Source organism: Desulfobacca acetoxidans DSM 11109 (assembly GCF_000195295.1).
Lineage (GTDB): Bacteria > Desulfobacterota > Desulfobaccia > Desulfobaccales > Desulfobaccaceae > Desulfobacca > Desulfobacca acetoxidans.
In genome coordinates, this window is sequence record NC_015388.1 from 113,449 (window position 1) to 128,023 (window position 14,575).

Annotated in this window: 5 protein-coding genes; 3 read left to right on the plus strand and 2 right to left on the minus strand. The window is 49.6% G+C overall.

Annotated elements, in window-relative coordinates:
• Positions 1-265 precede the first annotated feature (265 nt).
• Together DESAC_RS00510 and DESAC_RS00515 are read right to left on the minus strand one after the other, a co-directional pair.
• Entirely contained in the window at positions 266-4,096 is a 3,831-nt protein-coding gene (locus DESAC_RS00510) for an ROK family protein (RefSeq protein WP_013705112.1), read from the minus strand.
• Between the two features lie 22 nt (positions 4,097-4,118).
• Positions 4,119-4,796, minus strand: coding sequence for a hypothetical protein (locus DESAC_RS00515; protein ID WP_013705113.1), 678 nt, complete (start codon positions 4,794-4,796; stop codon positions 4,119-4,121).
• A 619-nt stretch (positions 4,797-5,415) separates the two neighbouring features.
• Here DESAC_RS00515 and DESAC_RS00520 point away from each other — a divergent pair.
• The 3 genes from DESAC_RS00520 (at position 5,416) to DESAC_RS16890 (ending at position 14,551) form a co-directional block, all read left to right on the plus strand.
• Positions 5,416-11,775, plus strand: a complete 6,360-nt coding sequence (locus DESAC_RS00520) for an autotransporter domain-containing protein (RefSeq protein WP_013705114.1) — start codon at positions 5,416-5,418, stop codon at positions 11,773-11,775.
• A gap of 117 nt (positions 11,776-11,892) precedes the next feature.
• Positions 11,893-13,143, plus strand: a complete 1,251-nt coding sequence (locus DESAC_RS00525) for a hypothetical protein (RefSeq protein ID WP_013705115.1) — start codon at positions 11,893-11,895, stop codon at positions 13,141-13,143.
• 1,036 nt (positions 13,144-14,179) lie between these two features.
• Positions 14,180-14,551, plus strand: coding sequence for an SPASM domain-containing protein (locus tag DESAC_RS16890; protein ID WP_373419366.1), 372 nt, complete (start codon positions 14,180-14,182; stop codon positions 14,549-14,551).
• Positions 14,552-14,575 lie beyond the last annotated feature (24 nt).

A 14,575-nucleotide genomic window follows, 5' to 3' on the forward strand; every position in this document is an offset into this window, starting at 1 on the left:
TTGGTTATGACAATAAGTCAAATATTTGTCAATATAATAAATTATTGCTAAATTGTCAATGCTCTTTTTCCGTTTCGACACTTTCGCCAAGAAATCAGGCAAGATCATTCTCTCATTGAGATAGAAAGCGGGAAGGGTAGTCCTGACATCCCAGCCTCAACACTTAGAAGAGTCTATGATTCTGAGGATTTGAGGAACTTCGATTTCCTCGGGATGACAGAAAAAACCGGTTTTGCAATAGCCTTTCGGCTTTTTCTTAAAAAGGCTATTTTCGGCGGCGAACCACCTGCATCGACCAGCGGGTGTATTTGGCCGGGCCGGATCGATAATAACCCAGATCAGCAGCATATTTTTTAAAATAATTTTCGACATCTTTTGGAGTCAAGGCATATTCTAATAGTTCGATAGTATTCTTTCCGTTCGGTTCGAAAGAAATCTCATTAGAACCAATGGTCGCGGTACCATTTGGGCCCAGTCTCATAAGAACCTGTTCCAATTTGATTAAACCCTGTTCCTTAAGGTCCTGGAGAAATCCGGTGGCAGCATGGACGGCGGCGCCGAGTGTGCCTAAGTTAAATATTTTTCCTCCTGCTGGCGGATTCGGTTTCTCAATCTTGAGGTTTCCTATTCCATAGAGCAGGACTCTCTCTCTGGCGATCTTAATTGCCTGATCGCCAATTTTTCCACTCAGAATGCCCCCGCCTAGCACAACTTCGTTCATCTGATACAGGTCGTATAACAATGCGATTAAGTCTCCCAAATAATAACCGAACTTCTCTGCCAAGGACTCTACAAATTTTCCCGCTCCTTTCAGCTTCTCAAATTTTGTCGGATCATCTGCATTATCCGGCAGATCTAGAAGCGTGGCTATCCGCCAGGTTCCACGTTTCTCAATTTCTTCATCAAGTCTTTCCATGCCCTTCTTGTCTTGGGCGCGATAATACTTTCCAATCGGAGCAAAAAACCGACCTTTTAATACGCTCTCTGACTCAGTCTGTTTCCTAACCCATCGTATAAGTTCTGCGTCGAATTCAAGGTTTGGTAGGGCCGCTAGATCCCTTAAGCCACATTCTTGGCGCAACTCTCGAGTGAAATTATCAAAACCGCATCTACTGTTGGGATCGGGTATTTGCTGACTTAAAGTCAAAATCAGGTCAAGTTCTTTGGGATTAAGCTTTTCGACCTGGAAAAATCGGCCGATCTCATGCATATACTTTGTGATAAGATTTGCCATGGTGTTTTGTGACAGGTATGGGTTTGCCACCCCCTGGGGGAAATCCTGACCAACAGAAGCCGCGGCCGGAGCATGAATATCCAGGAGGATTTTTCCCCATTCATTCAATCCGGGTTCTATTCGACCACCGGTAAATACCGCTCCCGCAGTGCCAGTGCCGATCTTAATAACCACCAGTTTTTGGTTTTTATCTTCTTCTCCTTTTGAATTTTTCTGCAATTCCGGATCTTTTTGGAAATAATCCACGGCGCCCATGCCATCGGCATCACCGTCGTTGATAAGTCTTACTGAGGTTACATCGGCAAGCCATCTGAAAACATCTCCTTTCGAACTACATTTTTCCCGCCATATTTTTTGGAAATTACCGGCTACCTCAAGATTCATGATATCCTGGATTTGATTTTCGACGATCTTACCGGTTAAAGGAGGAAAATTTCTGAGGATACCACTCGTGCCGGCAACGAGATTATAACGCACCGGTCCAGGCCAGGAGATACCTATTCCAAGGAGTTTCCTCGGTTTTTTATCGGATGATTTCTGTTGGTGGCTCTTGAGAAATTCGCTATTTTCAAGAAAAAGAACCATCTGATCGATGAGTGAACGAAGCCATTCTCCAATAGGCTCTTTTTTCGCATTAGAAACCGGCATGGCCGTGGATAACCGAAAGGATTCACTCTCTTCCTTGAAGGCGGACCGACCGTCGGCATGAATAAAATCAAATGTATAAAAATGGATTTTGATATTTGTTCCGCCGATATCAATCCCGAGGGAATATGGTTCTTCATTTCTCGGTTCGAAGTAAGTCTTAAGTTCTTTGGAAGTAGCGGCGATTCCGGGAGGGGTTAAAGGCGACGGCCGCAGGAATGGCAACGGTTGAACATTTGTATGGGCGCTATAATAGTCCCGGAGGTATTTTTCTTCTAACAAGGCATAGCAATTTTCTTGGCAGGCCTCATTAATCCGCTCTTTCCATGCCTCAGGAGTCATTAAATCATGTCCATTTCGGCATCTTCCATTAATATTCCCATCCAATTCTCCCAGACCGAGCTCACAACCAAGGAACCCCCTGGAGACGCCTTGATTCAATACCATGGCGTGAACGTAATGAGAGATTAAACTTATTTCGTCTTCGTTACATTTTGGGCAGAGATCTTTAGGAATAGAGATAATCTCTTGACTCAAACTATCGTCTACACCCTTATAAGTTATAGGGAGGCACAAACAAGTTTCCGGTCGCAAACGATATACCGTATTGAGAAGTCTACGCAGGAGCGGAAATGGAAAGTAAAATTTCTGGCCTTTATGCAGTGCCAGCTTTTCTAATTGAAAATCTTCCTTGGCTCGCCTGAAGAGATGACAGAATAAAGACGCCGCCGACTCTTCTGGGAGAGGATTCTGCTGTCCGTCATCTTCCTTACAATCATTGAATAATAGAAGTTCAGCGGCAATGACATCCCTCAGACGAACCTCAATAACCAATTCTTTGTTAGCTGCGGCATCAAAACAATTTGGCACGTCAATTTTTCTGAAATCGAAAAATTTAGGAAAATCAGATTCATTTCTTACCTTTTCAATATATTTTGGGATAAAATCCCTTAAGTCTTTGGCTTGATCCCGTCCAAAGGTAAATGAAATGCTATGATAGCGAGATTCTTTTTTTATTTCTTCTTCTTCTGTTATTTTCTCTACTGTATCTTTAAATCTATTTAGGTCGTCCGGTTTTATATTAAAAGCTGTAGTAAATCCCCAGGTATATGTTGGTCTTTTTATAGAGGGTTTGTCTGGACCTGGATAGTCTTTTATTTCATAGATTTCCTCGGCACTGAAAATCGCTTTAGCGTGTCGGATAAGATTAAATTCAGACCTCCCGATAATTACTGCAATCAAATCGCCCCGCAAATGTGAATGCCTCAGCCTCAAATCATCTTCCAAATGATCTTTATTTCGGTAGATTTTAAAGAGCGAGGCCAAAGAATATTTTTTTATATCATCTCTGCTCAGAAGGAAACAGGTTGCTTCCCCCCATTTCCGATCCACATCGGCGTTTACCGGCAAATTATTAATGACCCAGGTTTTATCATTCCCTGGGAGCATGTGATTCCTGGCCTCGTGGACTACGCCGATGAGGTTGAGAGTATTTAATATTGAATTTTTACCTAACTCAAAACTATCTTCATATTTTCGGCATTGATCTGTGAAACTGACATCTCCGGTAAACCGGGCATATTGCCCCGGAGACGATTGATAGCGGATAAAAAGGGTCACCAGGTCTACCACAGATTTTGGTATGTTAGGCAGGCGGCTGTCGAGTTCTTCCCGAGCGCGGGCGGCGCTATAGGCTTCCCAGAAAACCGGGCGGAAAAATTCAATCTGGGACAGGGCCAAAGACATGACCAACAACAATCCCATAGAAACCTTAACGTGAGGTTCACCTTCCAGATCAAGATGAATTTCAGTTAGTTTATCGAGGGCTTTTGCTAGATCGGCACAACCTTCGACAATATATTGAGCCGATCCTTTAAGTTTATCTTCTAGATACTTTTCATTCTTCCCGTCATGCACTTTTGAAAAAAGGGCCTTGAAATATAATAACAGGCGGAGAGTTCGAGCCAGGGCTGTCTTCCCTTCCAGCCGCATCTCGTACAAACCCTGAGATACATTTTTCAGTGGCTCCCCCTGGCTCAGGGCATCAATCCAGTGGTCGATTTCAGCCAAGATTTTTTCTCTTTCATCAACCAAGTGATAAAAATCGCCCATTTCTGTACACAAAACGCCTTTGTAGGCCTCTCCCTCTTCGCGTACTACAACTAAGCGAAGAATGTCCTTTTTATGATTGTTGAGCAAATGTTCAATAGTATTCATCACTCAGCCCTTCGCAAAACATTCAATGCTTCTCATCGGACTTTGGTAATGGACTCTGCCCGGGCGAGGTTTGCATCAACCATAACGACAGCGTTCCCGTCAAGAGATACCTATGCAATCGCTGTTCATTGATCCAACAGACCCAAAATGCTAGGGCAAAAAAAACCGCTAAAAGTCGCCTCTCCGATGGAGAATTAGAGTAGTAGAAGAGATTCATAATAAATAAGAGAATAAAGCCTACCATCAGAACCTGGCACAGCCGACGCTCAGCCCGGATTTTTAAGAGTCTGGGGACTTGGGTGGGCAGGATTATTCTCAGGTGATCTCGAATCACAAAGTCGCGAGGGAGGTCGGCGGGATTGATTGTTAAAGGAGGATAATTTAGTAGGCATAATAACTTATTATGTTCGGCAAGACATTCTTCTCGACATCTCTCTTCAAGCAGATCATACCTTTTGGCATTCATCAAGCCGATAGAAACCTCAAATAATCGGCCGGCAATCAACCCGGTGAAGTATGAGATCAGGATGACAAGGAGTAAATGATAAGGGGAAAAGAGGCTTACGGCCTGATTCGTAGTGAGAAATGTTGCCGTGTCCGAAGGTCCGAAAATTACCAGTACCAAACCTAAAAGTAGGATGGCGCCAGGAACAATACGTGCCAGAAAGTCGTAGAAAAGCTGAGGAATCAACGTCCACATCTCTCTTCTCTCCAAAGCGGCTTATTATCCTGATATTTCCAACTACGTATTGCTATTTTACCGTGTGGCCAATGGATGCGATTATATAATGATTTAAATCGGAAATCAAACAAGAGCCGATGAAAGGGAAAGTTTCTTTTACCCTAACCGATATTTAAAGAATTGTCGACCAAGCCATCTAAGACTATATTTCTGTTGACAACAGAATTCTTTTTAGCATAGTCTACATGCAGAATAACTTCTAGACACGATAGAAACCCTCGTTCTTTGAATACGTTACCTTAGTTTTAGTAAAAAATCGGTGGCTCAGGCCTTAGGGTAGGCGCTTACGGGTGCTCCCAACGTGCCGGCGATTAGGTCTGAACCCATCCCTCGGGGATTATCTGGCAAGAAACTCTTTTAAAGACTGAAAGCCTATGCCAGCAGGAAGCTGTTTGATGGAAAGAGATATCTGCCAGGTATGGGCCTGTCGGTGCTGGAGGGTGGGCACGGCGCAGCTTTCTTTGATCTATTCTCTCAGATAGCTGGAGTATTACGTCAGGTTTAATTAACTCTTTACGGGGTCAAAGCGGGACGGGATGCATTAGCATCTCACCTGAGAAAAAGGGAGGGGGAGGCAATGGTTTCAAGAGAGAAGGTTAGGCGGCAATGGTTGCCGAGTATCCTGCTGGCCACCTGTGTTTTCTTAGGGTGTCTACCGTCTGTCGGTTGGGCTCAAGTGAGTTATTCCTGGATCGGCGGTCCCGGCACCCAGGATTGGGGCAATGCGGCTCATTGGTCTCCCAGCACCCCTCCGGGTCCTCCCAATGCAGGGGACAGCGCTTTACTCTATGTGGGCGACGACAGTACGAAGGTGGCGAATTACTATAATATATTTGCCGAAGCCCCCCTTCTGGGCGGGGTCTATATCAACTCCGGACCTGCGGGGAGTATGACCCTCCTGCTGGAGCAGGCCGGTCTGGCTGGGCAACTGCGGGCAAATGAAGTCATTGTGGGGGACAAGGTACAGGGTCAAGTCGAACAGAGGGATGGAACCCTAACCGTGGCGGGGACCCTAGATATAGGTAATCCTGTCGGCAGTAATGGAACTTATACTATGACTGGCGGCGTTCTAGATACCGCCAATACGTATGTGGGGAATTTCGGTACCGGCGATTTTTACCAAAATGGCGGCGCCCACACCGTGGCCAACGAATTGAACCTGGGTTACCAGGCAGGCAGCAACGGCACATATAACCTGGAAGGCGGCACGGTTAACTCGCAACTACTCTTTGTCGGATATAATGGCGGGGGTGTCTTTCACCAAAACGGCGGGGACGTCGTTATTATTGACCATCTGGGGGTAGGTCGGGAGGCGGGCAGTACCGGTGAATATAATTTAAACAACGGTACCTTCACTACCTCAAACCTTTATGTGGGCTATGGCGGCACCGGTACCTTCAATAAGAATGGCGGTACCCTCACCGTTAACGGCTTCATTTCCATGGCCGAAACAGCTACAGGCAATGCCATCTTTAATCTGGGCAGCGGCAGTCTGGCGGCTACCAACCTGGATGTCGGCCTGAATGGAGTGGGCGAATTTAATCAGAGCAGCGATACAACCCTGACGATCGGTTCCGGCGCCGCCTTTGGAATCTTGGGAGTCAACAGCCAGGCTGGAGTCAGTATATTTAATCAGCATGGCGGTGACACCACCGTCTTCGGCAATATCGAAGTGGGTCGGGAAACCAACAGTCAGGGGCAATACTACCTGCACGGCGGCACCTTGACCGTCCACGATAGTCTCTATCTCGGGTATCAAGGTACCGGTATGTTCACTCAGACGGCTGGAACCCTCACAATTGCCAACTATATCAATCTGGGTGACCGGCCGACTGGCAATGGCGTCTACAATCTGGAGGGCGGCAGCGTTACCGCTCAAGATCTTTTTGTGGGGACGGCCGGAGTTGGCCTCTTTAACCAATCAGGGGAGACCTCAAACGCCACCTTTAATAATAGTCTCAACCTGGTAAACGGCATATATGACCTGAGCGGCGGCAACCTTATCGCCCACAATATCAATGTCGGGGATGGCGGTACCGGGACCTTCAATCAATCGGGCAGTTCCACCGTGACCATCAGTAATTATCTGGGAATCGGCAGAAACGCCGGCGATATCGGAACTTTTGAACTGACCAGCGGCACGGTCTCCTTTTCTCCGGCACCCGGTGCGATTGGCACGATGTTTTTGGGGGTAGCCGGCTCCGGAGTCTTCAATCAATATGGCGGCACGGTTGACCTAACCGGGGGGACGCTTCAGATAGGGGTCGAAACAGGCGGTATCGGAACCTACAACCTGAGTGGCGGTCAACTCCAGGTCGGGACTCTTGATCTGGCAGTGGTTGGCCCCGCTACTCCCGGTACCGGCGTCTTTAACCTGTCCGAAACGGGAATTCTGACCGCTGAGACCATCAACCTGAATCCGGGAGGAACCTTCAATCAGACCGGCGGCACCCTGAATTATACCACCTTCAACCACCAGGGCGGCGATGTCCTGGGCGATCTGGAGAACCGCGGCGCCTATAACTATACCGGGGGGACTTTTTCCGGCCGTTTGCTGAACTTTGGCACCGTCAATTTCGCCGCCGATTTTACCGCAGGAAATGGCATGGCGCACCTGGGCGCCGTACCTGTGACTTTGGACGGTGTTCTTAATGTTACCTGCAACGGCCTGGGGCTGGAGGTGGATCAAGGCGCCGTCTTTAATCAAACCGGTGGCACCCTCACCTCCACCGATACCATCATTGGCAACACCGGTGAAGGCACCTTTAATCAGAGCGGCGGAACGCACACGGTAGCCAATCCGACAACCCTCATCCTGGGGGCCGCGGAATACAGCATCGGGACTTATAATCTCGAAAATGGCATCTTGCAGACCAATAATACAATTGTGGGGAATTTCGGCTCCGGCATTTTCAACCAGACGGGCGGCAGCCATAACGTCACCAATGATCTAAGCCTGGGCCGGGAGTTATTTAGTGATGGCATTTACAGCCTGGAAGGCGGCACGCTTTCGACCCTCAACACCTACCTGGGATACGCTGGCATTGGCGGCTTCCAACAGACGGGCGCCGATACCGTCCACACCGTCGGCAATGCCCTGGTCTTGGGGCAAGAGCTTGGCGGCGCCGGCGCTTATAGCCTGGAAAATGGCCAGCTTAACACCGCTTATACCATGGTGGGCATAAACGGGCCCGGGGCCTTCCAACAGATTGGGGGCACCCATACCATCACCCTGGGGATGGGTCTGGCCGCTATCGTTGATACCAGCTATGGCGTGTACGAGCTTCAAAACGGCAACCTGATCATTACCGGGGTGCCGGCTACCTCAACCGGTGGATTCCTGGATATCGGCGAGACCGGCGAAGCAGCTTTTTCGCAGACCGGCGGTACCCTCCAGGTTTACGGGTCCATGAACCTTGGTGTTTATGCCGGGAGCCTGGGTGAATATCAGATAACCGGAGGCACCCTGGAGGTGCTCAACGCCTACGTGCCGCCCAATCCCGATCCGGTTATCTACGGCGATATGTTTGTGGGGGACAACGGCACCGGCATCTTTACTCAATCAGGAATCAATACCACGGTTACGGTAAATAACCACCTGGGCATAGGTCGGGGACAAGCCGGTCAGGGAGAGTACAACCTTGATGGCGGGCAACTGACCACCGGCTATCTCTTCGTAGGCAATCAGGGGACCGGCGTCTTCAACCACGGGGCCGCAACCCACACCATTACCGGCAGCGGCTATGTAGGCAGTGATACCACCGGCACTGGCATCTATAATTTGAATCAGAACGGTATCCTGAATGTCACTGATTCATTCGAGGTTGGCAACCCCGGCACCGGCACTTTCAATCAGTATGCCGGCTCCACTTTCACGACCGGCGCTCTTTTTGTAGGGGATGGCGTCGGTTTCTATAACCAGTATGGCGGTGACACCACGGTAGCCGAACATTTAGGGGTCGGCCGCAGCGCCGGGGGGAATGGGCAATATCTCCTGCAGGGTGGAAACCTGACAGTGGGAGACCTCTTTGTGGGCTATGAGGGTACCGGCACCTTCCGCCAGACGGGCGGCACCCACCAGGTAAATTGTTGTATTCATATCGGTCATGAAAATACCGGCATCGGCACCTACCTACTTGAAAATGGTAATCTCTTCGGGCAGCACACCCACGTGGGTATCAACGGAACCGGCATTTTCAGCCAGTCGGGCGGGATCCATACCCTGACCGGGGATCTAACCCTGGCGGCGAATCCCGGCAGTCAGGGGACCTATAATCTGACCGGTGGAGACCTGACCGCAGCCAACATCTTCCTGAACGCCGGGGGGCTCTTTAACCAGACCGGCGGCAATCTCGCTTATACCACCTTCTATCATCAAGGCGGGGAGGTGCAGGGCAACCTGGTAAACCAGAGCGCCTATATCTACGACGGCGGTTTATTTAGCGGCCGTCTGCTGAACTATGGGGCGGGGACTGTCACCTTCAATGCCGACTTTATTGCGGCCGATGGCCTAGCCCACCACTCCAGCAACGCTATTACCCTGGCTGACAACCGCAGCCTTACCTTCAACGGCCAGGGTCTGACGGTGGATCAAGGGGCAATTTTTAACCAAACCGGCGGCAGTCTGAACACGACCGACAGCATTATCGGCAACGCCGGGGTCGGAACCTTTGATCAGACCGGCGGCAGTCACACCATAAGCAACGCTCTGACCCTGGCTGCTACCGCGGGCAGCACCGGGACTTATAATCTTCAGGGAGGCACGCTTACAGCACCGGCAATCAATGTCAATGCGGGCGGGACGCTCAATCAGACCGGAGGCACCTTGATACCTACCAATGCGTGCAGCATTGCACCCGGCGGCAGCTTCTCCCAAACCGACGGCATTGTCGACGGCACTAGCAACACTATCTTTCTTACCGAAGGAACGTGCACCCTCTCCGACAACGGCACCTTGAGACCCGGCGGCATCATGCGTATAGCTCCCGGCGGTTCATTTACCCAAAACGGTGGCATCCTCGACGGTCTCAGCAACACCACCTTGATCACCGAAGGTATTTTCAATCTCAATAACGGCACCGTCAGACCGGGTAATGCCCTGGTAATCCAGAACGGTGGCGTTTTCAACCAGCTCGCGGGTCTGTTTGATGGGACAAGCAATACTATTTCTATCTTTGCAGGAACCTGTACCCTAGGTGGCGGAACGTATAACGCCGGAACCCTAAACCTATATACCGGAGGCAGTTTCCACTGGAATGGAGGAGATTTTAGTTACAATACCTTAAACCTGCAAGGTGGCAATTTCTATGGCGATCTAAATAACCTTAACTTAATCAGCGGCTACGGGACAATTACCGGTAATGTCACCAACCAGGGTAATGTCAGTCCCGGTAACTCGCCCGGTGTCTTGAATATCGTTGGCAGTTTCACTCAGACCGCCGCCGGTACCTATATCACGGAGATAGCTTCGGCCACCAGCTATGATCAGATCAACGTTACTGGCAACCCTGGTACGGCTACTGTCGATGGTACCCTGACACCGGTATTGCTGGGAGGCTACACCCCGAGCTGGAATCAGGTATTTCCGGGAATAGTCAACGCTTCCGGCGGGGTGTTCGGGACTTTCAGCGACATTGATTCAATCCTCACTTGGAGAGTGCGGTATAACCAGACCAGCATCGACCTGATTGCCGGGAATCGCAACTTTGCCGACCCGGCCTTTCACCTGACGCCCAACCAATTAAATGTGGGGAATATGCTCAATCAGATTGCCGACACTGCTACCGGCGACCTGGGGGTCGTGTTGACCAACTTGGCGGAACTGCCTGACAATGCCGTGGGCAGCGCCTACCAGCAGATCACCCCGGACAAGGCCAGCACCCTGCCAGCACTAAGCCTGGCCGGCTCCATGATGCAGGGGCAGTCGATAGCCAATCGCCTGAGCTACCAACGCTGGCGGCAGGGGGGCTCGCCCACCCTGGCTGGAGGACGTCCGGGCTCCTTTAACCTGTCATACAACAATCTGGCCGGACTAATGCTGGCCTATAACAGCGCTGACCTCAGCGGGCTGATGAGCAGCTCCCGGATGCAGCCCGGATCCAGCGGCAATTGGGGCTTCTTCACCGATTTTGTCTCCTCCTTTGGGAAACAGGACACCACCACTGACCAGATCGGCTATGATTTTTCCATCTTCGGCTTCACTACCGGGATCGACTACCGGTTCCGGGAAGATCTGGTCCTGGGCCTGGGAACGGGCTATTACCATACCGGGGCAACGTATAAGGGTTCCGGCGGCGACGCCGACATCAACAGCATCCCCTTCTATGCCTACGGGGCCTTTACCCCTGGTTCATTTTACGCTCAGGGGTATGTCGGCTACACCCTCAACCTTTATAGTATGAACCGGGATTTTGTCTTCGGCGGCATTAACCGGCGGGCTACCAGTTCAGTCAATGGCAACCAGCTTAATGTTTCTCTCGAAACCGGCTATGATGTCAAACTGCCGTTTGCCACCATGACGCCGGCGGCCTCGTTATACTACTCCCAGGCCTGGGTGGACGGCTTCACCGAAACGGGCGCCGGGGCTTTGAATCTAAGCGTTGACTCCCAAAGTGCCGATTCGCTTCAGACCGGGGTGGGGATGCGGCTGTCCCGCACCATCAAGACCAAGAAGGCCGTGGTGCTTCCCCAGGTCTATGCCTTCTATCAACATGAATTTGCCAATGACAGTCGGGGATTAAACTCCCGCCTGGCCCAGACCGGCAATACCTTCCTCTTCCGGACCAATTCTCCCTCTCGGGATTTCGCCGTGCTGGGGGCCGGTCTGGCGGTGGGCTTGAAGAAGAACCTCACCCTGCAGGTCAATTACAACGCCGAAGTAGGCCGGGGAGACTACACCCCTCATGTCGTCAGCGCCGGCCTGCGTTTTGAATTTTAGAACAGACTCGTAAAGCCTGTTAAGAAAAATACAATATAATTAATTATATTATAGAGTTATGCATGGAAAGCTGGTATAATTGAGATGGTCGATCTTAATAAATACCAGGAGCTTTCCATGCAAGAAAAAGATATCAAGCGGATCGTGATTAAGCAACTCAAGATCAAATTTCCTTACTGGCGACGCCTTACCAAGAAACAGAAGAAAGCCTTGGTTGAAGAAGCGTTGCGCGATGTCATGGAAAATTACCAGCCAAGTCAAGCCATGCCTGTGTCGCTCCATGAGTTAACCAACACGCCGGTTCCCCCGGCAGGTATTATCCTATTGTCGGAGATGGGCAAATTTATCGAAAATCGTACTCGTGGCTTCTTGCCCTTTACCAAGCAGTATTCCCAACGATATCTCAATGATCGGGAACTCCGCCTGATTGACAGCCTGCTGGATGACCGGATACTCAACGACCTCCTGGCATGCCTGGGTTATACGCCGTCGATGCGGCAAATCTCCCCGGCTCACTTATTCCGGGCAGAACTCTTGAAAGCCTTACGGTATGCTGACCTGAGCTATCGGAAGTATTGCGATTTGCACGTCAACCGGTTAGAAAACAAATCCGTTCGCGCCTTTTTACATCTCCCCCTGCACAGGAAAATTATGGTGCATCACAGTCAATTGAGTCAATTCCGGAGCACTTTGACCATAACCCACTTGGTCAATCTGATGGTTTACATCACCCACCTTTTGGTTAAAGAGATCAACCTACCGTATCCATTCCAGATTTGCGGGGTTGATTCTACTGATCTGGCCAGTTCGTGCTGTCCGGTGCCCTTAGCAACGCTCACCGTGGGTCAGAAGAAGGTCCGTATTTACAATGAACTCGATGCCGATTGCGGCAAGCGACGGAAAAAGAGAAATAAATCAGTTCCCAGCCAGAAGGTCAAGACCCCAGAGCATGTAGACCCTGATCGGCGTCACGTCTTTATGGACGAATATTGTGAAACCCCCATGCGTTATCTGGGAACCACCGACACCGGGCACGAGTTTGGCTGTGACGCCCAGACTAACGAATGTTTTCGGGCTCCGCTTTGCCCCCAATGCCGAGAAATACCTTTTGATTCCGGACAATTTGGCCAACTTCCGGATATGTTAGAGGAAGTCGACAAAATCTGTAAGCTTCGCAAGAATATGGAAAGATCGTACAATCTGTTCAAGCATGTCGCTGGCTTAGAACGCTTACGTCTGAAATCGCAGCAGAGTGTGATGGCTGCCGTAACTTTTGCGCAATTGGCCACCGTACTCATGGAAATTGCCAGGCACCACCAATCGTCAGAAAAGGAGCATCGACCCAAGCAATTGCAGTTGGCGGCCTAATACGCCAAACCAATCAAAATAAAGCATTCAAAAGAGCTGGCATGACCTCTTGGTGGAAACCTATATTCTTGGGCTTTGATAACCTGATAAAATAAGCCATGAAAAATTTAAGTCTGGGTTTTTTCATATCAAAAGATTGATGCCAACTCGTTGAGTTGCCAAAATTTGCTTTAAAAAACACGCCGCTCAATTTTGAACCTTATTTCTGGAGATTCTTTTTAACAGGCTTTACTAGAGGAATGTTGCGTTGTCATTTTGCCTTTTGCTAGGGGAATTTTAGATTATCAAAATTAGATCTTGACATCATCCGATGCCAATGCTATACAGTAGCCTGCAAAAAGCAATTTTTTACTCACTTCACCCGTACTGTTCCCAATGGTATGCTATGAAAGCGTTAGGGTGAAGGTGATTTTTGGGGAAGGCTGGAAACTGGGGCCGCGAAGGTCTCTTCTCGGATTATTCCGAAGATCTTCGTGGCCTTTTTTATTCGCGATTTTTTGAAAACGGAGGAACAAAGCAGGAATAACTCGGTCTCACCATTTATTGGAGCATTCGTATTAGGTTAGAGATGGAAAGCAGCCTCCCCGCGGCCAACGGAATCGGCTGCCTTCCAAAGAGCCCCGCCTGTTCAAAGGTGTAAGCTCTTTGTTTTTGTATCCGATAGAGGTCCTGATGTCAAGTCCGCTCAAGGTCCGCCATCTGATTTTTGTCCATTTGTCCCGTCTTGTCTTTGCAAACTGCTGCTTTCGGCATGTTGATCAATGGATGATTATCGCCGGAATCCGAAAGGGGAGAGATCCGTTAGTTCGGATCAATTGTGGAAGAGGTTGCCCATGTTGTTTCTTCCCGTCAATGTAACCCTTGAAGTGACAAATCAATGCAATCTGTCATGCAAACATTGTTTCAGACATTCGAGTTCCCGGATGAACGACGAGCTCTCTTCGGATGAGATTGAAGCTGTTCTGGATCAGCCGAATCGAAGATGAAAATATATTCCAATCCTCTGGGCTACTTGAACAGCCCTCTTTACGAGGAGATGAGAAACAAACAAATACGGCAGTGCTCCTGTGGGCGACACCTTTTGTTCATCAAGCCCAATGGCGCCTTGTCACCATGTGACTTCGATCTGTTTTCGGCGGGCAACGTGCGAGAACTGAAGATTGAGGAAGCATGGAGCAATGCTCCCGTTTTTCATACTTTCCGAAAGTTCGATCCGAGAGACCTCAAAGGAATCTGTGCGACATGTGAGATGAAAGAACCGTGCGGAGGCGGCTGTCGGGCCTTGGCCGTCATCCATTGCGGCGATTTTTACGGGGAAAATCCGATATACCCCCTTGTGAGCGCTGCCCGTGAAAAACTTGGCCAAGGAACAGTCATATCCGATAAACATGCACTACCGGGGGATTAATGCATCGTATTATTCCTCTTATAG

Coding starts and splice junctions, on each gene's coding strand:
- DESAC_RS00520 (WP_013705114.1), top strand. CDS start 5,416: ATGGTTTCAAGAGAGAAGGTTAGGCGGCAATGGTTGCCGAGTATCCTG.
- DESAC_RS00525 (WP_013705115.1), top strand. CDS start 11,893: ATGCAAGAAAAAGATATCAAGCGGATCGTGATTAAGCAACTCAAGATC.
- DESAC_RS00510 (WP_013705112.1), bottom strand. CDS start 4,096: ATGAATACTATTGAACATTTGCTCAACAATCATAAAAAGGACATTCTT.
- DESAC_RS00515 (WP_013705113.1), bottom strand. CDS start 4,796: ATGTGGACGTTGATTCCTCAGCTTTTCTACGACTTTCTGGCACGTATT.
- DESAC_RS16890 (WP_373419366.1), top strand. CDS start 14,180: ATGAGAAACAAACAAATACGGCAGTGCTCCTGTGGGCGACACCTTTTG.